The 21518-nt window shown below is 48.3% G+C and carries 21 protein-coding genes and 1 tRNA gene; 21 read left to right on the forward strand and 1 reads right to left on the reverse strand.

The annotated features are described in order from the left end of the window. Positions 1 to 11 precede the first annotated feature (11 nt). The 3 genes from PGX44_RS10035 to PGX44_RS10045 all read left to right on the forward strand — a co-directional run bounded on the left by PGX44_RS10035 (position 12) and on the right by PGX44_RS10045 (position 1244). Positions 12 to 515, forward strand: coding sequence for an 8-oxo-dGTP diphosphatase (locus tag PGX44_RS10035; RefSeq protein WP_498855268.1), 504 nt, complete (start codon positions 12 to 14; stop codon positions 513 to 515). Between the two features lie 245 nt (positions 516 to 760). Next, the gene (locus tag PGX44_RS10040) at positions 761 to 1066 is read left to right on the forward strand and encodes a thiamine-binding protein (RefSeq protein WP_186503357.1); all 306 of its coding nucleotides are present in this window, start codon (positions 761 to 763) and stop codon (positions 1064 to 1066) included. Positions 1067 to 1153: 87 nt separating this feature from the next. Then, positions 1154 to 1244 (forward strand) — tRNA-Ser (locus tag PGX44_RS10045). 114 nt (positions 1245 to 1358) lie between these two features. On the opposite strand, the gene PGX44_RS10050 is transcribed toward PGX44_RS10045, so the two are convergent. Further along, entirely contained in the window at positions 1359 to 2138 is a 780-nt protein-coding gene (locus tag PGX44_RS10050; RefSeq protein WP_498855269.1) for an IclR family transcriptional regulator, read from the reverse strand. A 300-nt stretch (positions 2139 to 2438) separates the two neighbouring features. Between PGX44_RS10050 and PGX44_RS10055 the strand changes: the two genes are divergently transcribed. The 18 genes from PGX44_RS10055 to PGX44_RS10140 all read left to right on the forward strand — a co-directional run bounded on the left by PGX44_RS10055 (position 2439) and on the right by PGX44_RS10140 (position 21265). After that, positions 2439 to 2636 (forward strand): 4Fe-4S binding protein, encoded by a 198-nt coding sequence (locus tag PGX44_RS10055; RefSeq protein ID WP_186503359.1) that lies wholly within the window; start codon positions 2439 to 2441, stop codon positions 2634 to 2636. Positions 2637 to 2654: 18 nt separating this feature from the next. Beyond that, positions 2655 to 3737: a 3-methyl-2-oxobutanoate dehydrogenase subunit VorB gene (gene vorB / locus PGX44_RS10060; RefSeq protein WP_288201279.1), complete on the forward strand. Its 1083-nt coding sequence runs from the start codon at positions 2655 to 2657 to the stop codon at positions 3735 to 3737. A 1-nt stretch (position 3738) separates the two neighbouring features. Then, positions 3739 to 4479 (forward strand): thiamine pyrophosphate-dependent enzyme, encoded by a 741-nt coding sequence (locus PGX44_RS10065; RefSeq protein WP_186503362.1) that lies wholly within the window; start codon positions 3739 to 3741, stop codon positions 4477 to 4479. Continuing rightward, the gene (locus PGX44_RS10070; protein WP_186503364.1) at positions 4479 to 5015 is read left to right on the forward strand and encodes a 2-oxoacid:ferredoxin oxidoreductase subunit gamma family protein; all 537 of its coding nucleotides are present in this window, start codon (positions 4479 to 4481) and stop codon (positions 5013 to 5015) included. The genes PGX44_RS10065 and PGX44_RS10070 overlap by 1 nt, the downstream gene beginning before the upstream one ends. A 37-nt stretch (positions 5016 to 5052) precedes the next feature. Further along, complete coding sequence (locus PGX44_RS10075; protein ID WP_498855270.1) at positions 5053 to 5436, forward strand: RidA family protein; 384 nt, start codon at positions 5053 to 5055, stop codon at positions 5434 to 5436. Between the two features lie 92 nt (positions 5437 to 5528). Next, a complete protein-coding gene (locus tag PGX44_RS10080) occupies positions 5529 to 7127 on the forward strand; it encodes a BCCT family transporter (RefSeq protein WP_498855271.1) in 1599 nt (532 codons plus the stop codon). A 52-nt stretch (positions 7128 to 7179) separates the two neighbouring features. Continuing rightward, positions 7180 to 8247, forward strand: coding sequence for a proline racemase family protein (locus tag PGX44_RS10085; protein ID WP_498855272.1), 1068 nt, complete (start codon positions 7180 to 7182; stop codon positions 8245 to 8247). Positions 8248 to 8391: 144 nt separating this feature from the next. Continuing rightward, entirely contained in the window at positions 8392 to 10164 is a 1773-nt protein-coding gene (locus PGX44_RS10090) for a sigma-54 interaction domain-containing protein (RefSeq protein ID WP_498855273.1), read from the forward strand. A gap of 194 nt (positions 10165 to 10358) precedes the next feature. Then, on the forward strand, positions 10359 to 11522 hold the full coding sequence (locus PGX44_RS10095) for a M20 metallopeptidase family protein (RefSeq protein ID WP_498855274.1): 1164 nt from the start codon (positions 10359 to 10361) through the stop codon (positions 11520 to 11522). 14 nt (positions 11523 to 11536) lie between these two features. Then, entirely contained in the window at positions 11537 to 12943 is a 1407-nt protein-coding gene (locus tag PGX44_RS10100) for a YfcC family protein (RefSeq protein WP_498855275.1), read from the forward strand. Positions 12944 to 12972: 29 nt separating this feature from the next. Then, positions 12973 to 14172, forward strand: coding sequence for a diaminopropionate ammonia-lyase (dpaL, locus tag PGX44_RS10105; RefSeq protein WP_498855276.1), 1200 nt, complete (start codon positions 12973 to 12975; stop codon positions 14170 to 14172). A gap of 38 nt (positions 14173 to 14210) precedes the next feature. After that, entirely contained in the window at positions 14211 to 14594 is a 384-nt protein-coding gene (locus PGX44_RS10110) for a RidA family protein (RefSeq protein ID WP_186504498.1), read from the forward strand. A 192-nt stretch (positions 14595 to 14786) separates the two neighbouring features. Continuing rightward, complete coding sequence (locus PGX44_RS10115) at positions 14787 to 15563, forward strand: TatD family hydrolase (protein ID WP_498855277.1); 777 nt, start codon at positions 14787 to 14789, stop codon at positions 15561 to 15563. A gap of 133 nt (positions 15564 to 15696) precedes the next feature. Further along, a complete protein-coding gene (locus PGX44_RS10120; RefSeq protein ID WP_498855278.1) occupies positions 15697 to 16365 on the forward strand; it encodes a CpXC domain-containing protein in 669 nt (222 codons plus the stop codon). A gap of 75 nt (positions 16366 to 16440) precedes the next feature. Beyond that, entirely contained in the window at positions 16441 to 17226 is a 786-nt protein-coding gene (locus tag PGX44_RS10125; RefSeq protein WP_498855279.1) for an FAD binding domain-containing protein, read from the forward strand. Continuing rightward, positions 17226 to 17699: a (2Fe-2S)-binding protein gene (locus PGX44_RS10130; RefSeq protein ID WP_498855280.1), complete on the forward strand. Its 474-nt coding sequence runs from the start codon at positions 17226 to 17228 to the stop codon at positions 17697 to 17699. Before PGX44_RS10125 ends, PGX44_RS10130 begins: the two co-directional genes overlap by 1 nt. Next, complete coding sequence (locus tag PGX44_RS10135) at positions 17696 to 19984, forward strand: xanthine dehydrogenase family protein molybdopterin-binding subunit (RefSeq protein ID WP_498855281.1); 2289 nt, start codon at positions 17696 to 17698, stop codon at positions 19982 to 19984. Before PGX44_RS10130 ends, PGX44_RS10135 begins: the two co-directional genes overlap by 4 nt. A 63-nt stretch (positions 19985 to 20047) precedes the next feature. Beyond that, on the forward strand, positions 20048 to 21265 hold the full coding sequence (locus PGX44_RS10140; RefSeq protein ID WP_498855282.1) for a CaiB/BaiF CoA transferase family protein: 1218 nt from the start codon (positions 20048 to 20050) through the stop codon (positions 21263 to 21265). Positions 21266 to 21518 lie beyond the last annotated feature (253 nt).

The raw sequence follows: 21518 nt of genomic DNA on the forward strand, positions 1-21518 counted from the left end.
ATGTGTTTTCCATGCGTCCGACTACATTATGTTTTCCCATTAATGCAGCAGGAGAATTCCTTCTGGGCCGTAAAAAGCGGGGCTTTGGCGTAGCCAAATGGAATGGCTTCGGTGGTAAACTGGAAGCAGGCGAAACGTTCCGCCAATGTGCGGTACGTGAGCTGCAGGAAGAATCGGGCCTGGTCGCTAAGGAAGCGGACCTGGAACTCGTGGCTTTCCTGGATTTTCGCTTTGACACGCACGCAGAGCTCGATCATATCGGTTACGTCTACCTTGTACATACGTGGCAAGGTACACCGGCTCCTACGGAAGAAATGGAGCCACGCTGGTTTTCAGCTGTGACCTTGCCCTATGAGGACATGTGGAGTGGTGACCGCCTTTGGATCCCCATGCTGCAGGCACGCCGTAAGATTAGTGGCACAATCGTTTTTTCTGCCGATAAGGAAAGCCTGAAATATACTGAATTTACGGATGTAGCAAATCTAACAGAATCTGATTCTTTGGCCGCCTTCTGAGGAAGGCGGTTTTTCTTTGTATCCCTAACGCTTAGACGGTGTGTAGTGCCCTTGCCGGCCGTACAGGCCATTTAGAATCTCCTTATGAATAATAAGACAGACTATGGCAGCAGTGGCCGTTACACACGGGATGAGGCACTTCAGAGGCATTGATTGTCTTGCCGTACTGGTGGACAAATAGCAGGAAAACAGTATAATGAAGGAAGAACGTGTTTCTCTTTTCTTACGTGAGGAGGTCTTTTGAAATGAATACACTCGTTGCTGTTTGTATTGCTCCTAGTGGCACAGGCGATGAATACGCGCCGCTCGTAGCAGAAGTGGTTAAGATCATTCGTGATTCCGGGTTATCGTGTCATACCTATTCCATGTTCACGGAAATTGAAGGGGAATGGGACGACGTCATGGCAGTTGTCAAAAAGGCTACACAGCACTTTACCGATAAAGGTATCCGTACGTCTGTTGTCTTAAAGGCTGACATCCGTCCTGGCTATACGAACATGATGAACGGTAAGATGGAACGGCTGGAAGAAGCCATTAATCAGAAAGGATAAATCCTGACTGCAAAATTAGACAAACCGATACGTAATCTCTTGACATTACCCCATAAATGTTGTATTATCATATAGTCAGCGATATATGGAGTGATACTCAAGAGGCTGAAGAGGACGGTTTGCTAAATCGTTAGAGGTCGTAAGGCCTGCGAGAGTTCGAATCTCTCTCACTCCGCCAGATTACTGGACAAAGAACCACTGGGATGTTTCCTGGTGGTTCTTTTTTTTATATTTTCAAACACATAAAAAGCTGCCGGCACAGAATTTAATTTCTGTGCCGGCAGCTTTTTTGTTATCGGACGGGACCAGTATAGCCCATACTGGCTGATAAGAGCTGGACGCTTTTCAACAGCTCTTCACTGTAATGCTTTTCTTCCTCCGCTGTCAGGCTATGGGCTGACAGGCTGATGGCGCCAATAGGGCGATTTGTGTAGTTCATAATGACGGCGCCGACGCAGAAGAGGTTCGGTTCCGTTTCTTCATGATCGATGGCATACTTGCGTTTTCGCGTTTCTGCAATGTCCTGAAGCAGGGCATCGAGTGTCGTAATCGTATGCGGTGTAATCGTCTTGACATGGAAGGTATTCCACTTTTCCATGATTTCCTCATTCGTATAGGTACTTAAAATGGCTTTTCCGGCACTGGTTGCGTATAAAGGTGAACGTCCGCCGACACTGGTATAGACGGAAAAAGAATTCATATTTTCCGGATCGATACTTTGCAGACACAGAAGTTCGCCGTTGTCCTCGACGGAGAATTGGGCAACGACCTGTAGCGATGAAGCGAGCTTCTCGAGCTCACTGGTAATGAGGCGGGGATAATTCGTCGCTTTCGTCGCTTTTACACCGATTTCAAAGAGCTTTAGCGATAAAGAATATTCGCCACTCTTTTCATCACGGTTCAGGAAGCCATTTTCTGTCAAGGATAACACAATGCGGGAAAGGGATGCCTTATTCAGCTTCAGGCTGGTATGTAAATCGTTCAGGCTCATTTGTCCTTGGTCGGCAATCGTTTCCAAAACCAGGCAGGCACGATCAATTGCCTGAAAGGAGGCAGGTTTTTCGGTTGACATGATAATCCCTTCTTTTTCGTGTAAAGATAGATATAAGCTTATATTTGTCCGTTTCTATTGTAACAACACAGTTCCCATTATGTCAAACTGTATTTTGAAATACATATAGGCAAAAATGAAATAGAATGCTTAATATTAAAATAATAAAAATAAAATACAAAAATGAGAATTGTATATTGACATTTGAATTTGGAAATAGTATTATAAAACGCGAAGAGAGAAATGTAAAACAGCGTTTCAAAATACGTATGCTTCATTTCATATAATTGTAATTCATTCAACAAAAATGGAGGGCTCAAGATGGCTAAAGCAAAACCAAACACGGAATTATGCAAAGGCTGCAGATTATGTGTCGGTGCATGTCCTAAACAGGCAATTATTCCTCTCGAAGAAGTAAACAAAAAAGGATATCAGATTATCCGCGTTGATGAAGAAAAATGCATTGGTTGCGGCATGTGCTACAAGACATGTCCGGATTGCGTATTTACAATAGCGTAAGCGAAAGGGGTTTATAAAATGAGCGCAGACTACGTATTGATGAAAGGGAACGAAGCCATTGCGGAAGCTGCCCTGCGGGCAGGCTGTCGTTTCTATGCAGGCTATCCTATTACTCCACAAAGTGAAATTTTGGAATATATGTCCTCGAATATGCAGAAATACGGCGGCACCTTTATTCAGGGTGAAAATGAAATCGCCAGCATGAGCATGATTTGGGGCGCTGCCGCTGCCGGCGCACGCTGCATGTCCAGCTCCTCCGGCCCGGGCTTCGACTTGAAGCAGGAAGAAATTTCCTACCTCTCGTCGTACAACCTGCCTTGTGTCCTCGTCGACGCTATGCGTTACGGCCTGGGTGACGGCGAAATCACAGCCGGCCAGGATTCCTACTGGGAAGCCGTTCGTGGCGGTGGTCACGGCGACAGCCGTCAGCTCGTATATGCACCGGCTTCTGTCGATGAATGTGTACAGCTGACCTACCAGGCCTTCGACAAAGCAGAAGAATATCGCAATGTCGTCATCATCCTTACCGATGGTGCCATCAGCCAGATGATTGAAAAATGCACGCTGCCGCCGGCAAAAGAACACGATATCAACAAATTCGACTGGACGCTGACGGGTAAACCCTTAGGTGTCAAGAAGAACAAAGTCTATAACCTCGATCATACTATTGGCTTCGAAGCCTGGGAAAAACTCATGCGCAACAAGTTCAAGACCATGTATGAAAATGAACAGCGCTGGGAAGAATTCCAGACGGACGATGCAGAAATCGTCCTCGTAGCCATCGGCATTTCTTCCCGTGTCTGCAAATCTGCTGTACGGCAGGCACGCAAGGAAGGCTTTAAACTGGGCCTGCTCCGTCCGATCACTGTATGGCCGTTCCCGCGCAAGGCTTTCGAAAAAATGCCTAAGAGCGTAGAAGCTTATGTAACGGTAGAAATGAGCATGTCCTCCCAGATGGGCGAAGATGTTCTCCTGGCGATGAAACATCAGAAACCGTTCTACAGCTACTTGACGACGAAATACATTCCGAAAGCAGAAGACATTGTCAATTTCTGTAAAGATATCAAAGCTGGCAAGGTTCAGCAGACGGAGGTGTTCTAAAATGGCAAAATTTGCTAAACCGGAATCGATTGTAAATACGACAGAATACTGTGGTGGCTGCGGCCATGGCATCATTCAGCGCCTCATTGCTGAATCTATAGAAGAACTGAACTTGCAGGATAAAACCATTGGTGTCGTTGATATTGCCTGTTCCTATTGGTCTCTCGACGCCTTGGACTATGATATGATTGCTGGCCCGCATGGCCGTCTCGCAGCAGTAGCGACTGGCATCAAACGGGTTCGCCCGGAAGCTAACGTATACGTGCACTCCGGTGATGGCTGTGCCTACGTTATCGGCCTTTCCGAAACGTCTTACGCTGCTATCCGCGATGTACCCATTACGATGATTGTCGCCAACAATGGTATCTTCGGTATGACCGGTGGCCAGCTGAACCTGGCAACGACTCTCGTCGGTGACAAGACTGTCAGCAGCAAGGCCGGCCGTAATCCTGATACGATGGGCCACCCTGTAGATATGCTGAAATCCTTCCAGAATTACGATGTAGAATTCCTTGCCCGCGGCGCTCTCTACGATGTCAAGCACATCGAACAGACGAAGAAATTCATCAAAAAGGGCCTGGAAAACCAGCGCGATGGCAAAGGCTTTTCCCTTATTGAAGTTCTTTCCCCGTGCCCGACAAACTGGAAACTCGATCCGGTCAAAGCTATGGAAAAGATTAAGAACGAAAACGAAAAAATATTCCCCGTAGGCGTATACACAGATCGTGGAGGTGTACAATAATGGCAGATATTATTATGAGCGGCTTAGGTGGCCAGGGTGTACTGACGGCCGGTAAAATCCTCATCAATATTGCAGCGGCAGAAGGCAAAAACGTAAGCTGGACTTCTACCTATGGTGCTGCTATGCGTGGCGGTTCCGCAAGCTGCAACATCGTTGTCTCCGATGAAGAAATCGGCAGTCCCTATCCTTCCCAGTATGATATCCTCTTTGCCATGAGCGATGAAGCATATGAAACGTATGTCGGCAATATGCGTGACGGCGGTACGGTCATTATCAACAGCTCTATGGTAGGTGAACATGACTTCCCGAAAAACGTCAATGTCTATGCCGTACCGGCAACGAACGAAGCCAATGAAGCCGGCAACAGCCGTGCTGCCAACCTGGTAATGCTCGGCGCACTCATTGAAGCGACGAAGCTCATGGACACACAGAAATTCGGTGCTGGCCTCAATGCCTATTTCGAAAAGAAAGGCCACAACACGCCGTCCAACCTCGTTTGCTATCAAAAAGGTGTAGCAACAGTAGAAAAGAAATAAGCTGAATGCAAGATCTCATGGAAATAAGGTGACCAATTTGGCAATTGAATTTTTAACGAACCCGCAGCTGCCCAGAACATCCGGACCGTATTCATATGGCACAAAATACGGCAACCTGATTCTAACGTCTGGCCAGATTGCCCTTGATCCGAATACGAATGAAATCGTCACGGATATCCGCAAGGCTACGAGAATGGTTCTGGATTGTTTGCTCCTCGTCGTCGAAGCCGGCGGCGGTACGAAGGAAACAATCGCAAAAGTTGATGTGTATATGAAAGATCTCAACGATTTTGAAGCGTTCAATGAAGTGTACAGTGAATTTTTCGGTACACACAAACCGGCCCGGGTAACGGTCCAGGCCGGTGACTTAGCCGAAGGTGCGACGATTGAAGCGGCCGTTACGGCATTTACAGCTGAATAAAAAATACGTGAATTTCATGTTTTCTGCTGGAACAGGCATAAGGAGGCAGATGCGGTGCTGCAGTGAGCTGTGATTCCTAGGGAGATGTAAACATGAAGATGCAAGCGGATACGTTTGATAAGCACCTCAATCCCTGGTCCTTTTGGCCGGCGACCATTGCCTTAGGGCTGTTCATCCTCGCCGGTGTGTTCGATCAGGAACAGCTGGGAGCTTTCCTCAACGGGCTCCTGTACGGCCTGGCGAATAACCTGGGCTGGTACATCAATCTTTTATCACTTAGCATGATTTTCCTGGTGCTAGTTTTTATCATCTATCGGTATGGGGACATCAAAATTGGTGGCGCTGATGCGAAGCCCCAGTACAGCACATTTAGCTGGTGCTGCATGACTATTGCCGGCTCATTAGGGACGGGGATCCTGTTTTGGGCCATGGGGGAACCGATATTTCATTTTGCTACGCCACCTGTTGCGGCCGGAGTGACACCCTTTAGCCGGCAGGCAGCCATATACGCCATTTCGCAGGCCATGTGGGACTGGTCCTTCATCCAGTACGCTATGTACGGCATTTGTGCCGTCGGCTTTGCCATCGTGACGTATAATCTGAAAAAGAGCCTGTCCTTTGGGTCGTTACTGGAAGTAATCTTTGGCCGCCCTATGCCGAAGCTGACGATTCTGGTACACGCGCTGATTATCTTCTGCCTGTGTGGCGCCGTCTCCAACTCTATGGGAGTAGGCGTCATGCAGGTAGGCGCGGGAATCGAATTGCTCCTGGGCATTCCTCAGTCAAAACTTGTCTGGCTGATTATTTCTGTCTGTATTTGTTCCATTTTTACCATATCCTGTGTGTGCGGTATGGCACGGGGCCTGCAGCGGCTGGCCACGTTGAAGATTTTCATCTTCATGTCCATCCTCGTTTTTGTCATCCTCTTGGGGGATACGCAATTTATGAGCAAGCTGGGGACAGAAGCGACAGGGTACATGATCGATCATTGGGGGATGCATACGACGATCATGAATTCCCTGGTACCGGAGGATCATTGGTTTGCCGATTGGATTATTCAGTACTGGTGCTCCTTCTTCGTCTATGCTCCGGTAATCGGTATGTTTTTCAGCCGTATGGCTAAAGGCCATACAGTACGCAAGTTCCTCATGGTCAGTGTTGTCGTTCCTTCTGTCTTCTGCATGTTCTGGATCGGCATTTTTGGCAGCATGACGATTAAGCTGCAGACCTCGGGAATCCTGGACATCTGGAGTGCCGTCCACACGTATGGCATGCAGACGACGATTTTCCAGATTCTGTCCAGCCTGCCTTTTGGCACGATTTTCATGGCCGCTTTCATCGTTTCCACATGTATCTCTTTCTGTTGTCTCGCCGATCCTATGGCAGCCGTCCTGGCTACGCTGAGCGTGCGGAACCTGCAGATTGATGATGAAGCGCCGAAATTAATTAAGATTATCATGGGTCTTCTCATTACGACCGTAGCCTATGTGCTCGTCGCCTCAGGCGGTGTCAATTCCGTCAAAGGCATGTTTGTCCTCATTGGTGTGCCGGTCTCCTTCATAGTCATTGCCTGTATTTACGCCAGCTTCAAGCTGTGTGAAAAGTGCATTCGGGAAAAGAACTATGGCTGCCTGGAGGAAGCAAAGCCGGTTGAGACACAGGAAGAAACAAGAGAAGCACCTGTGGAATAAAGTTCATAAAGTAACATATATGTCACGTGAAAGTAAAAAGGAGGAAATTGAGATGGGATTCAAAAGAGTAATCAACTGCGTAGAAACACATGACGGCGAACCGATGCGCGTCGTAACCGGCGGCATTGGCCCGATTCCCGGCAACAGCGTCTATGAAATGGAAGAATATTTACGCCAGTACGGCGATGGGCTGCGGAAATTCTTACTGCGTGAACCGCGCGGCTATCCGCCCATGTGCTGCAATGTCATTGTACCGCCGAAGGATCCTTCCGCAGCAGCAGGATTTATCATTATGGAACAGACAGAATATCCGATGATGTCCGGCGGCAATGTCATTTCTGTAGCAACGGTACTGTTAGAAACGGGTATGATTCCGGCTAAGGAAGGCCTGAATGAATTCATTCTTGAATGCCCGGCTGGCCTGATCGGCATTAAGGCCATGTATGAAAACGACAAAGTAACGGCAGTTACGTTCAAGAATGTACCGGCCTTTGCCGTATACGTAAACAAAGAAATTGCAGTACCGCATATCGGTCACGGTGTAGAAAAAGTAACCGTTGACGTAGCCTGGGGCGGCATGTTCTATGTCATGGCAGACGTACGCCAGTTCCCGTGGGTCGCACTGGAACCGGATCAGGGCCGCGAAATTACGCGTATCTCCTCGTTGATCCTGAAAGCAGCACAGGATCAGCTGCCGGTAGAACACCCGAACTATCCGGGCGTAGGGATTTCCATTTCCCAGCTCTTCGGGCCGAGCCCGAATCCGGAAAAATCGGACGTCAAGAATGCCGTAACCGTAGCCTCCGGTGCCGTAGATTTCGACAACCCGTCTACGTGGATCGGCGCCTTGGACCGTTGCCCCTGCGGTACCGGTACGTGCGCAAGAATGGCAGCCATGTATGCCAAAGGCGAATTGAAGCTGAACGAAGCCTTCCGTCATGAAGGGCTCATGGGCGTCGTTTATACAGGCCACCTGATTGAAGAAACGGAAATTGCCGGTCATAAGGCAGTCATTCCGACGATTACAGGTGAATCCTGGATTTATGGGTTTAACAATCTCGTTCTCGACTCGACAGATCCCTTCCCTGAAGGCTTCACAGTCGGCGACATTTGGGGCTAATGCAATGTAATTGAATAGCAAAAAATGACAAAAACAGTCACACAGGGATGGTGTGGCTGTTTTTGTTGTGATAAATGGGGCAGTTGCTTTTGCCGGTTTCCATGCTACAATGGAAAAAATACGAGAAACCAGTGAGGTGACAGTATGCCAACGGTATTGAAGCGGATTCAGCCGGCTGTTATAAAATATGCACAAATTATCGAACAGGTAACGCGTGTCGATGTAGAAATTGTCGATACGCGCCTGGACCGCATTGCCGGGACGGGTATCAAGAATACGAATATCAGCAAGAGCATGGCCAACGAAGGACGCATTTATAACTATGTACTGCAAACAGGAGAGACTTGCTATATAGATAATCCCAAGGAAAATGAGTTGTGCCGCTATTGCTCCCAAAAGGAGGAATGTCATGAACTGACGGAATTGGCTATGCCTATTACGCTAGGGGAAGAACGGATTGGTGTCATTGGCCTTATTTGTTTTAACCCGGCGGCTCAGGCGCGGGTTGCTGCCAACGTCACTGCCTATCGGGAATTTACCAAGACGATTGCTGATTTCATCAGCACGAAGGCTTACGAATACCAGGAATCCTTGCGTACGAAGCAGACCATGGATGTTCTCAATGAGGTTATCAGTCACGTTGCTGAAGGCGTTTTGCTGTTGCGTCAGGATGGCCGTGTCCAAGGTGCCAGTACGAGTGCTGTCAACCAGTTGCCAGGTATGGAACTCTTGGGCCATACGGTGACCATTAAAGAAACGGGTGACACTATCCTGGACCAAAAGGAATATGCCATTTCGGCCAATGACCAGACAATCGTATGTTACGGTGAAATGATTACGATTGATTCACCCTTAGCCGGGTATGATCATATTTTTCTGTTCAACAATCTGAAAAATGTAAAATCGTCTATCTATCAATTAACTAACCTCGATCAGGAACAGGGAGCAAGCCAGATCATTGGCCAGGCCGACAATATGCGGCAGCTGAAAAAGCAAATTCGCAAGGTGGCTGACTCGTCATCGACCGTGCTCATTACCGGCGAAAGCGGTGTCGGCAAAGGGCTTATTGCCCGGGTTATTCATAGTGAAGGGGCACGCAAGGATAAGCCCTTTGTTTCTGTAAACTGTGGTGCTATTCCGGATACACTGCTGGAAAGTGAACTTTTCGGCTATGTCAAAGGTGCTTTTACCGGTGCTGACCCGCGCGGCAAAATCGGTAAGTTTGAAATGGCTGACAAGGGGACGATTTTTCTCGATGAAATCGGTGACCTGCCCTTGTATTTGCAAGTAAAGCTCTTGAGCGTATTACAAGATCGTAAGCTTTCCCGTATCGGCTCCAATCAAATCATCGACATCGACGTGCGCGTCATTGCCGCGACCAATAAAGACCTGGTCACGCTGATCCGGAAAAACAAGTTCCGCCGCGACCTCTATTACCGGCTGAATGTCATCCCCTTGCTCATACCACCTTTGCGGGAACGGAAGGAAGATATTCCGGCCTTAATCCAGATGCTGCTCAAGAAATACAGCCGCCTTTTCTCCCGCAGCACTATGACCCTGGAGCCGAACACCCTGCAGCTTCTAAAAGAATATTCCTGGCCAGGCAATGTGCGGGAGCTGGAAAATACCATCGAGTTCATGGTCAACATGGCAGATTCCGGTGTCCTGACGATGCAATGCTTGCCGGAAAATATCCGCCGCTATCACGATGCGGGGCTTCCCACGGGGCACCCGGCTGAAGAAGAAACCGCCCAGGCCGGGAAAGAAGGGATTGTTAAGCTGAAGGATCTGGAAAAAGAAGCCATCCTGCACGCCTTATCCGTCTGTGGCGAAACCATGGAAGGCAAACAGGAAGCCGCCAAAAGGCTGGGCATTGGCATTGCCACGTTATATCGGAAATTAGACAAATACAAATAGAGTAGAAAACCGCCTATTATTATCGTTTTGATAAATCATTATGATAATGATAGGCGTTTTTTTTTGTTTTATAGAGACGTTTTTTTTTGTGAAACCGCATGAAATAGCCGTTTCTGAAAAATGATAGCATTGGCATGATTATTTCATATAATTAAGAAGAAAATAGATATTAAGAAGAGTGAAAGGAGAACAGTATGTTAGAAGAAGCTGAAAAGTTAACAGATCAATTAATTAAGTTGCGCCGTACATTCCATGAATATCCGGAAACAGGTTTTACAGAAACAGAGACGACTGGCAGAATCGAATCGACTCTGAAGAATCTGGGAATCGAAACAGAGCGAATTGGTACAAAGACGGGTGTCATGGGTACAATTCAAGGTAATGGGAGTGGTCCCGTCGTAGCGTTACGGGCTGATATGGATGCCTTGCCTATACAAGAGCTTAATGATATACCGTATCGGTCTAAGCGGGATGGTGTTATGCACGCTTGTGGTCACGATGTCCATATGACTTGCCTGCTGGGGGCGGCTAAGCTGTTGCAGGATAAAAAAGACCAGTTCAAAGGAACGGTGAAGCTCTTGTTCCAGCCGGCTGAAGAAATCGATACAGGTGCGAAATACTGTATCGAAGAAGGAGTGCTCCAAGGCGTTGATGCCATCTTCGGTCTTCATAATACACCGGATTTGCCAGTTGGTACGATTGGCATTCAGACCGGCCCATCAATGGCTGCGACTGATCGTTTTGTCATCCATCTTACTGGGGTAGGCGGGCATGGTGCTCAGCCACAGGTAACAAAAGACCCTGTTGTTACAGCAGCTGCAGTTATTCAAGGTCTGCAGACCATTGTAGCGCGTAATATAAACCCTGCTGATACAGCTGTTGTTTCCTGTTGTTCTATTCACGGCGGTGATATGTATAACGTCATCCCAGCGACAGTGACGCTAACTGGTACCGTGCGTACATTTAGTACGGAACTACAGGATTATATTGCCAGACGCATGAAGGATTTAACAGAACTCATTGCCCAGGGCTATGGTGTACAGTCTGAGCTAGAGTATATTAAAGAATTACCACCTCTAGTAAATCCAGCAGATATGGCAGAGTTGTGCCGGCAAGCAGCACGTATAATTGTTGGTCCAGACCGTATAAAAGCACCGGCACCATATATGATCAGTGAAGATTTTGCTATATACCAGCAACAGATTCCGGGCGCTTTTGTTTTCCTGGGAGTTGGCAATCCAGCAGCAGCTTGTGATAAACCGTTGCACAGTCCTGATTACATGATTGACGAACGTGCTCTGCCTTACGGGGCAGCTATGTTGGCACAGACTGCACTAGAATTTTTAGGTAAAAAATAAAGGAGGGTTAATTGATGGAAAAAACAGGTTTTAAGCTCCCACATCCTTTTGTTATACTTGTTTTTGTCATAGCGGTTATGAGTGTCCTGACACATATTATTCCTGCTGGTGTATATGATAGAGTTGTCAACGATGTCGGTGTAAAAGTTGTTGATCCGACAACTTTCCATTATGTAACAAGTACACCTGTTTCTGTTATTCAATTTTTAACTTCAATCCCACGTGGGTTTGTAGAAGCAGCCTGGATCGTTGCAATGACATTATTTGTAGGTGCCGGGTTTTCAGTTATCCAAAAGATAGGCGTTATTCCGGCGATGATAGAAAAATTAGCAAACAAATTTAAAAATGGAAATTTAACGATTGTTCCTATTTTGTTATTTGTATTTGCTTTGATTGATTCGTTCATTGGCACTCCTGAATTAATGATAGTATACATTCCAATTATTGTTCCATTAATGTTGCGATTAGGATTTGATTCAATTACGGCATGTGCTGTAGTAATCTGTGGTTCCGCATCAGGTTTTTCTGCCGCACTTACGAATCCATTTACGATTGCAATTGGCCAAAAGTTATGTGGATTACCATTGTATTCGGGTTGGGAATTTAGAATTTTTACATTTACAATTACTTGGCTTATTGGAACTTTTTATGTTTTACGGTATGCAAGAAAAGTTATAAAGAATCCAGAAAAGAGTCCATTGTATGAACATGATCAAAGAAGAAGACAAGAATTACAAGCGGCATTACAGGAATCTAATACCAACTATAATTTGACTAAGACGCAAAAAATAGCCGGCATATATGCATTAGGGATGTTCATTCTCATGATTGCAGGTATTGTAATGTATAATTGGGATATGCCTGAAATGTGTGCAATCTTTTTAATGATCGGCGTGGGAGCTGGTTTGATTGTTAGAATGAATTTAGATGATTTATGTCAGGTATTGATTGAAGGATGTCAGGATATGATGATTGGCGCCTTGGTAATTGGATTGTCTCGCTCGATATCTGTTGTTATGACAGATGGTCAGATTACAGATACTATTGTTAATGCTATTGCTGTAGTACTTACTAACATACCAACAGAATTAGCAATTATCGGGGTATTGTTGGCTGTTACCATTTTGAACTTTTTTATCCCGTCCGGAAGTGGGAAAGCCGTTGTATTGTTTCCAATATTAGCGCCGTTAGCAGATGTTTTACATATTACACGACAGACGATGATTTTAACCTATCAATTTGGCGATGGATTTACAAAAGATTTGTTCCCTACATCCGGATATTTTATGGCAGCTATCTCACTAGCTGGTGTGCCTTGGAGTAAATGGGCAAAATTTTATTTCCCACTAGTTTGTATTTGGTTTATGTCATCTTTCGGATTACTTTTGATTGCGAAATATATTAATTACGGGCCATTTTAATATTTGATTTCACGGGAGGAGTACACAATATGTCCTATGAACTTGTTTCCTTAACCCGGCCACAGCACGGCCAGGATGTTTCCGCTTTTGGTTATGAAAAGGCGAAGGCAGCGCAGGCGTTCCACCGGAGCTTTCCCGGTTATGAAGCTACGCCGCTTATTTCTCTGTCCCATTTGGCACAGGCACTGGGCGTGCAGTCTATTCACGTAAAGGATGAAAGCAAACGCTTTGGTCTCAATGCCTTCAAAGGCTTGGGCGGCAGCTTTTGTATTGGCACATACATTGCTCAAAAATTGGGCATTCCCTTGTCGGAGCTGCCGTATGACCGGCTGATCAGTCAGGAGATAGCTGACAAATTGGGGAAACTTACCTTCGTTACGGCAACAGATGGCAACCATGGCCGGGGTATTGCCTGGACGGCAAAGCAGCTGCACCAGAACTGCGTCGTCTATATGCCTAAAGGGAGTGCACCGGAACGGCTGCATAATATTCAGGCCTTGGGGGCAAACGCAGAAATCACAGCCTTATCGTACGATGATGCCGTTCGTTTTGCCAGTGAACAGGCAGAAAAAAACGGCTGGGTTCTCGTGCAGGATACGGACTGGGAAGGATATACGGAAATCCCCGGCCATATTATGCAGGGATATACGACTATGGCTTATGAAATTGTGCAGCAGCTGGCAGGTATAAAACCAACGCATATTTTCCTTCAGGCTGGTGTCGGTGCTATGAGTGGGGCCATGACGGGCTTCTTTGCCGATTATTATGGCGATGGACCTGATGCGCCCATTGTAACGATTGTCGAACCGGAAAAGGCTGACTGCATTTATGCGACAGCAAAGGCCAATGATGGACAGCTGCATCCTGTAACGACCGAGATGGATACGATTATGGCAGGACTGGCTTGCGGTGTGCCTTGTACGACGGGCTGGCGTATTCTGCATGATCATGCTGATCATTTTGCCTCCGTTCCGGATGCTACGGCAGCCGATGGCATGCGTGTCCTCGGCAATCCCTTGCCAGGCGATACAGCTGTTATTTCCGGTGAAAGCGGGGCTGCTACGACGGGTTTTGTCTATGATGTCCTTTCGAAAGACAGCCTGCAGGCTATGAAACAGCAGTTAGGTCTTACTGCGGACAGCCGCATCCTCTGTATTTCTACTGAAGGAGACACAGATAAAGCAAATTATCGCCGTATCGTCTGGGAAGGAAAATATCCATCCCTCTAAGGCTATACTATATTGAATTAAACAAAGGAGCATGTATTATGACGAAAGAAGTAATTGTTACGACCAAAGCACCGGCCGCTATTGGCCCCTATTCCCAGGCCATCACGTATAATGGCGTCGTTTATACGTCGGGGCAGCTGCCCATCGATATGCGGACCGGCGCTTTCCCGGCCACTGTACAGGAACAGACCAAGGCCTCCATTGAAAATGTAAAAGCCATTCTCGAACAAGCCGGCTGCAGCCTGGCTGATGTCATCAAGACGACGGTTTTTATCAGTGATATGAATAACTTCGGTGCCGTAAACGAAGTATATGCCCAGTATTTCTCGGAACCTTTCCCAGCCCGGTCGTGCGTAGAAGTAGCCCGGCTGCCAAAGGATGCCTTGGTTGAAATTGAAGTAGTGGCCGCAGCCCGTACGTAATGCAAATCCCTCTGTCTGTTCAGGCAGGGGGATTTTTTCAGGTATATGCCGGTTGTTTTTCTTTCTGTACAGTCATGGTATAATACGGGAGAACCAGAAAAGAAAACATAGCAGCAGTAGTTTACTATTCTATATAGAGCAGGTTCTTTTGATACGGTATGTACAGAGTACCTGGGAAAGAAGGCAGATACATTGCAACCTTTATATTACGATATTGGTCTCAACCTCTTTACACGGTCCTTCCCGGATCCGGAAAAAATCTTTGCCGATGCAGCAGAGGCAGGGATTTGCTGCATCCTCACGGGGTCAGAAGCACGGGAAAACCGGTTGGTCTCGGACTTTGTCAAAACCCATGATGCCTACGGTACAGCAGGTATTCATCCCCACGCAGCTGATGAAGCGGCGCTTGCTGATATTGATGAAATCCGGCAGATCATCAAGAATAATGACCGTGTTGTCGCCGTCGGTGAAACCGGTCTCGATTACGACCACATGTACTCGAAAAAAGAAAACCAGCAGTTTTATTTTCAGCATCTTATTGAACTGGCGGAAGAGCTGCATAAGCCCATGTTCCTTCACGAACGGGATGCGGCTGATGATTTCATCGCTGCCTTCAAGGGCCATGAAGACCTGTGCCCCCGTTCGGTCGTCCATTGTTATACTGGCGATAAAGAAACGCTCCAGCGCCTCCTTGCTATGGGGTTTTATATTGGCATTACGGGCTGGATTTGTGATGAACGGCGGGGCGGTCCGTTACAGGACGCCGTATCCATATTGCCTCTCGACAGGGTTCTCTTGGAAACGGATGCTCCCTATTTGACGCCGCGGGGCTTTCATTTGCCGCGGACGAATGTACCGCAAAATATTACGTACGTCGCTCAAACCTTGGCCGGGTACATGCATGTCGATCAGGAAGAGCTCGTATGCCAGGCTAGAAAAAATACAGAAACACTCTTTGCCTTACCGTAAAGAAGCGAAAGGGGACCGCCTGTTGCAGACGGTCTTTTTTTGTTGTTCCAGCCGGGTGGAGAAATGCCTTGCATGCACGGCCATTACCATGTATGATAAAGATGGGTTATTATGTAAGAAGAGAGGATATAGTATGACAAAACATGCAGATCATTATAATCGTAATTTAGCGTGCCCTGCGTGCGGCAAAAAAAGCCGCTTTAAAATATGGGATCGCATTTATACGGATAAAGTACCGGAATTGAAAGACCAGGTACGTGATTTATCTCTGTTTCATTTTGTTTGTCCTGCTTGTGGTCAGGAAACGTATTTGGATTATGATTTCCTTTACGTACAAAACGATGTGCGCCTGGTCATTTATTACGCACCCGGCGGTGGCGATATTTCTGCCATGCACGAATCGCTGCAAAAGCCGGAATATGCGTTTATGCAGTCCTATCAGTATCGTCTGATCCGCACGCGGGCCCGCCTTTTGGAAACGCTGGCCATTTTTGATGCGGCTCTTGATGACCGGGTGCTGGAAATCATGAAGGTCATGCTCCGGTCCTGGCTGGCTGCCCAGGCAGAGCCCATTCATGCTGATTTAGTGGAATTTACCTTTGCCGGCGGGAAAAAGGCCTTCCATTTTGCTGATACGCAGAAAGGCAATTCCGGCATTTTGCCCTTTGAAGGCGGCGTAGAACAAACTTATAAGGCGTTGGCACAGGATTTAGAGCCCCTGCTGGCGAAAGAAGAAACCTTGACTTTCGATCAGGAATGGGCCGTGTCATTCGTTCAACAGCATCAGGATTTGTTTGCCTGACCGTTTTATATACGATGGCCTGACCTGTTTTGTGCGTCATACAGTACGAAACAGGTCGGGCAAGTGGAGGATTACATGAATATTGCGCAATATGTAAAAGCAAAAAGCCTGGAAGAGGCTTGGGAGCTGAATCAAAAGAAAACAGCCGTCGTTTTTGGCGGTGGCTGTTGGCTGCGCTTATCGCCGCAGCGACGGATTCAGACGGCCATTGATTTGTCCGGACTGGGCCTGGATACGCTCGCAGAAACGGAGGAAGTCTTCGTGCTTGGTGCGATGGTAACGCTGCGCCAAATAGAAACGAGTCCGGCCTTATATGCCGCTACCCAAGGGGCTGTTAAAGAAGCGCTCCGCCATATTGTAGGTGTCCAATTCCGCAATTTAGCAACCGTAGGCGGCAGTATTTTCGGCCGTTTTGGCTTTTCTGACGTGCTGACTCTGTTTTTGACGCTTGAAGCAGAAGTAGAATTATACCGCGGTGGCCGTATGCCCCTGGCTGAATTTGCCAAGCAGGGCGGTGGCAACGATATACTGACGCAGATTATTATCCCCAAGAAAAAACGCCGCACGGCCTATACGTCACTCCGTCTGAATGCCACGGATTTTCCCATCCTGGCCTGTTCTGTCGTACGCACAGCAGATACGCTGCTTTGTGCTGTCGGTGCCCGGCCGGCCCGGGCTGAGGTACGCGCCTTTGAGGGTACACGGGGACTGACCGAAGCGGATGCCACTGCTGTCGCAACAGAAGTGGCTGCCTCTATGAACTTTGAAGACAATACGCGCGGTTCTGCAGCGTACCGGCGTGATATGGCTGTAGAACTGTGCCGTCGTCTGCTCTTACAGACAGGGAAGGAGGAAGCCTGATGAAGATAGAATATTGGCTCAATGGTCGCAAAGAACAGGCTGAAATCGATGCGGGCCTGATGCTCCTCGACTTTTTGCGTGACCATGGCTGTTACAGCGTCAAGTGTGGCTGTGAAACGACGGCGTGCGGACTCTGTACGGTTTGGCTTAATGAAAAGCCCGTCCTCTCCTGTGCGGTCCTGGCTGCCCGTATCGATGGCCAGCACGTGACGACACTAGAAGGCTTGCAGGACGAAGCAAAAGAATTTGCCCAATACATGGCCAGTGAAGGCAGTGACCAGTGTGGCTATTGCAATCCGGGCTTCGTCATGAATGTCCTGGCTATGGTGCGGGAGCTAAGCGATACACCGACGGAAGCAGAAATCAAAGAATACCTGGCGGGCAATCTCTGCCGCTGTACAGGCTACGTAAGCCATATGCGCGTGTTGCGCCATTATTTGGCTGCTAAGGGGAAAGAGGTGCAGGACGCATGAAATCAGTCAATCAAGCCGTTATGAAAAAGGATGCCCTGCCGCTCATTACAGGGAAACCGGTCTACACTGGCGATTTGGCACCCAAGGACTGTCTTATCGTCAAGGCCTTGCGCAGTCCTCATGCCCGGGCTATCGTGCGCAGCGTCAATAAGACGGCTGCCCTCAAGGTACCTGGCATCGAATGTATCCTGACCGCCGAAGATGCGCCGAAAAAGCGCTTTACCATTGCCGGTCAGACCTATCCGGAGCTGAGTCCCTACGACCGGCTTATTTTAGATAAACAGATCCGCTTTGTCGGCGATCCTGTAGCGCTCGTTGCCGGCAAGGATGCGGCGTGTGTAGATAAGGCACTGCGCATGATCAAGGTCGACTACGAAGTACAGGAACCGCTCCTCGATTTCCGTCAGGCCGTAGATAATCCTATCGTCGTCCATCCCGAAGACGACTGGAACCCCATGGTTCCCGTAGGCGGCGACAATAAGCGCAATATTATCGCCCAGGATAAGGAAGACTGGGGCGATGTAGACGGAACCCTTGCCGACAGCGATGTTATCGTCGATCATGTATACCATACAAAGCAGGCCCAGCAGTCCATGATGGAACCGTTCCAGGCCTTTACGGAACTCGATCCCTATGGCCGTCTGGTCATCGTCAGCTCCACACAGATTCCGTTCCACGTACGCCGTATTGTCGCAACGGCCTTGGAAATTCCTAAATCCCGCGTGCGCGTCATTAAACCCCGTATCGGCGGCGGCTTTGGTGCCAAGCAGACGGCTGTTATGGAATGCTATCCTGCCTTGGTAACGATGGTCACGGGCAAACGGGCGTATATGCTCTATATGCGTGAAGAATCACAGACCGTTTCGTCACCGCGGCACGAAGCAGAAATCCACGTGCGCATCGGCGCGTCTAAGGAAGGGCACATCCGCGTCATTTCCGTTGAGGCTCTCTGGAATGGCGGTGCCTACAGTGATCACAGCCCGACAACGGTTACCCTGGCCGGTCATAAATCGATTCCGGTGTATAATCATACGGAGGCCTTCCGTTTTAACTATACGGCTGTCTATTCCAATACGATTGCTGCCGGTGCGTATCGCGGCTACGGTGCTACACAGGGGCTCTTTGCGGTAGAATCAGCTGTCAATGAGCTGGCAGAAAAACTGGGCATCGATCCGGTAACGCTGCGTCTGAAAAATATCGTTCATGAAGGGGACGTCATGCCGGCTTATTTCAATGAAACAGCCAGGAGCTGCAACCTTGAAGCCTGCCTGATGCGGACCTTGGAACTCATCGACTGGAAACACAATTATCCCCGCCGTGTCCTGCCTAATGGCAAGATTCGTGCAGCCGGCCTGGCCCTGGCTATGCAGGGCTCGGCTATTTCTAACGTCGACGTCGCCTCGGCAACCATCAAGGTCAATGACGACGGCTTCTACACCCTCGATATCGGTGCCACCGATATGGGCACCGGCTGTGATACGATCCTGGCCCAGATTGCGGCAGAAGCACTGGAATGTCCCGTCGATGAAGTAGTCACCCACGGGGTAGATACGGATACGTCTCCCTATGACAGTGGCTCCTATGCGTCGTCGACTACGTATCTCACGGGCATGGCCGTCTATAAGACGTGCCAGACGCTCATTGAAAAAATGAAGGAAAAGGCAGCCCGTATGCTCGGTGACGTCAAGGCGGAAGACCTGGATTTTACAGGCGATGCTATCATCGACAGAGCTACAGGACGTCAGGTAACGCGTAAAGAACTGGGCAATGCCGCCATGATTACCAATGATATAGCCTTAGAAGCGACGGAAACCCATTTTTCTCCCGTATCACCACCACCGTATATGGCCGGTGCTGCCGTCGTCGATGTTGATCCTGGCACGGGTGAAATTACGCTCGTCGATTATGCTGCTGTCGTCGATTGCGGTACGGTCATCAATCCGGCTTTGGCCCGCGTACAGGCTGAAGGCGGTTTGGTGCAGGGCATTGGCATGACGCTTACGGAAGATGTCATTATGGATAAGCGTGGGCGGCTGCAGACGAACTCTTTTATGCAGTATCGTATTCCGACACGTCAGGATGTTTGCGATATTAAGGTTGAGTTTGCGCCGAGCTATGAACCGACTGGCCCGTATGGGGCTAAGTCCATTGGTGAAATTGTCATCAATACGCCGGGCCCGGCCATTGCCGAAGCGGTCCATCAGGCAACAGGCGTGTATTTTAGGGAACTGCCGATTACAGCAGAAAAAGTATATAAAGGCTTAAAGGCCAAGAAAGAAGAATAATATCAGCGAATCAGCTCCGGCCTGCAGGCGGAGCTGATTTTTTTTAAAGGAGCGTGGACGTAAATGGATACACATACCTTGCCTTTAGCAGGCGTGCAGGTCGTCGATTTATCTACCTATGCGGCTGTGCCGGCAGCAGCCCGTATACTGGCTGACTGGGGGGCTGACGTCATTAAAGTGGAATCCTTGCATGGCGATGCCTGGCGCCATTACGGCGATATTGCAGAGGTGCCCTGTACAGATGAAGAAAATCCCTGCTGGGACGTAAGCAACAGCAACAAACGCGGCCTGGCCTTGAATCTGCGCACAGCGGCAGGCCAGACTATCCTGCATCGCTTGTTGGCCCGGGCTGATGTGTTCGTAAGCAATTATCGTATGGCAGCCTTAGAAGGCTTGCACGTCACCTATGAAGAACTGCACGAGCAATACCCCCGTTTGGTCTGGGGACACCTGAGTGGCTATGGGTCTGTAGGACCGGAAGCCAAACGGCCGGGCTTTGACATTGCCGCCTTTTGGGCCCGCAGTGGTCTCATGCAGGATTATAGCAGTCCCGGTGAACCACCGCTCATGCCATTCCATGCGTTTGGCGATATGACGACCGGTTCGGTTATGGTGGGTGGCTTGTGTGCTGCTTTATATAAGCAGCTGCGTACAGGTATAGGCGATAAAGTAGAATTATCCTTGCTGGGAACTGCGACCTGGCTCATGGCGATGCCTGCTGTTGCAGCACAGTCCGCCTATGGTAATACGTATCCGCGCGAGCGCTACGAGCAGCCTAGTCCGGTCTGCATTCCCTATCAATGTGCCGATGGAGAATGGCTGGAACTCTGTATTATGGAATATGAACGCTATCGCGTACCCTTTTTTACCCTGTTAGGGCTGGAAAGGCTCCTAGACGATGAACGGTTTACTACGTTTTATTCGATCCAAGTGCATGCCCGGGAATTTGTCAGCCTCGTACAGGAAGCATTTCTAAAGAAAACACGGGATGAATTGGGGCCCTTATTGTCAGCCGCTGATATAGTATATGACAAGATAAGCCATTTTAAGGATATTACAGAGTGTGAACAGGCCTGGGCTAATGGCTATGTATATACACGTAAGTTTCCTAACGGCCATACGGCGGTATTGCCTAAGCCACCCATCCAGTTTCAAGATAAAGATACTGTACCGCAAGCGGCGCCTTTGTTAGGAGAACATACGCGGGACATACTGTTGGAATACGGATATACTGAAGCCGAGATCGAGGCACTTATAAAAGAGCACGTTGTCCACGTGTGACACCTGGCTAGGATGATAGGGCCTGTTTCTGTCTGCGTAAGGCAGAACAGGCCCATCATTTCTTGACAAATATATATAAGTGATGGTATTATATATAAACAGCTATTGCGGACGTGCGAAAGAATGAATAAGCAAGAAGTGCAAGTTCTATTTTTTGTGTCTTTTTACTGTGTGTCAGTGTGTTTGCTATTGTCTTTTTTTGTTTTAAAAGTTCTTCAAAAAAGTGCTTGACAGAGAAGAGAGCAAATGATAT

It is taken from the genome of Caecibacter sp. AF58-12pH5A (assembly GCF_027681725.1).
Taxonomy (GTDB): domain Bacteria; phylum Bacillota; class Negativicutes; order Veillonellales; family Megasphaeraceae; genus Megasphaera; species Megasphaera hominis.

Excerpts from the sequence above, each read along its gene's own strand:
- PGX44_RS10085 (WP_498855272.1), top strand. The coding sequence starts at position 7,180 with ATGGGATTCAAAAGAGTAATCAACTGCGTAGAAACACATGACGGCGAA.
- PGX44_RS10080 (WP_498855271.1), top strand. The coding sequence starts at position 5,529 with ATGAAGATGCAAGCGGATACGTTTGATAAGCACCTCAATCCCTGGTCC.
- PGX44_RS10125 (WP_498855279.1), top strand. The coding sequence starts at position 16,441 with ATGAATATTGCGCAATATGTAAAAGCAAAAAGCCTGGAAGAGGCTTGG.
- PGX44_RS10065 (WP_186503362.1), top strand. The coding sequence starts at position 3,739 with ATGGCAAAATTTGCTAAACCGGAATCGATTGTAAATACGACAGAATAC.
- PGX44_RS10050 (WP_498855269.1), bottom strand. The coding sequence starts at position 2,138 with ATGTCAACCGAAAAACCTGCCTCCTTTCAGGCAATTGATCGTGCCTGC.
- PGX44_RS10055 (WP_186503359.1), top strand. The coding sequence starts at position 2,439 with ATGGCTAAAGCAAAACCAAACACGGAATTATGCAAAGGCTGCAGATTA.
- PGX44_RS10135 (WP_498855281.1), top strand. The coding sequence starts at position 17,696 with ATGAAATCAGTCAATCAAGCCGTTATGAAAAAGGATGCCCTGCCGCTC.
- dpaL (WP_498855276.1), top strand. The coding sequence starts at position 12,973 with ATGTCCTATGAACTTGTTTCCTTAACCCGGCCACAGCACGGCCAGGAT.
- PGX44_RS10035 (WP_498855268.1), top strand. The coding sequence starts at position 12 with ATGCGTCCGACTACATTATGTTTTCCCATTAATGCAGCAGGAGAATTC.
- PGX44_RS10120 (WP_498855278.1), top strand. The coding sequence starts at position 15,697 with ATGACAAAACATGCAGATCATTATAATCGTAATTTAGCGTGCCCTGCG.
- PGX44_RS10070 (WP_186503364.1), top strand. The coding sequence starts at position 4,479 with ATGGCAGATATTATTATGAGCGGCTTAGGTGGCCAGGGTGTACTGACG.
- vorB (WP_288201279.1), top strand. The coding sequence starts at position 2,655 with ATGAGCGCAGACTACGTATTGATGAAAGGGAACGAAGCCATTGCGGAA.
- PGX44_RS10110 (WP_186504498.1), top strand. The coding sequence starts at position 14,211 with ATGACGAAAGAAGTAATTGTTACGACCAAAGCACCGGCCGCTATTGGC.
- PGX44_RS10130 (WP_498855280.1), top strand. The coding sequence starts at position 17,226 with ATGAAGATAGAATATTGGCTCAATGGTCGCAAAGAACAGGCTGAAATC.
- PGX44_RS10100 (WP_498855275.1), top strand. The coding sequence starts at position 11,537 with ATGGAAAAAACAGGTTTTAAGCTCCCACATCCTTTTGTTATACTTGTT.
- PGX44_RS10095 (WP_498855274.1), top strand. The coding sequence starts at position 10,359 with ATGTTAGAAGAAGCTGAAAAGTTAACAGATCAATTAATTAAGTTGCGC.
- PGX44_RS10090 (WP_498855273.1), top strand. The coding sequence starts at position 8,392 with ATGCCAACGGTATTGAAGCGGATTCAGCCGGCTGTTATAAAATATGCA.
- PGX44_RS10140 (WP_498855282.1), top strand. The coding sequence starts at position 20,048 with ATGGATACACATACCTTGCCTTTAGCAGGCGTGCAGGTCGTCGATTTA.
- PGX44_RS10040 (WP_186503357.1), top strand. The coding sequence starts at position 761 with ATGAATACACTCGTTGCTGTTTGTATTGCTCCTAGTGGCACAGGCGAT.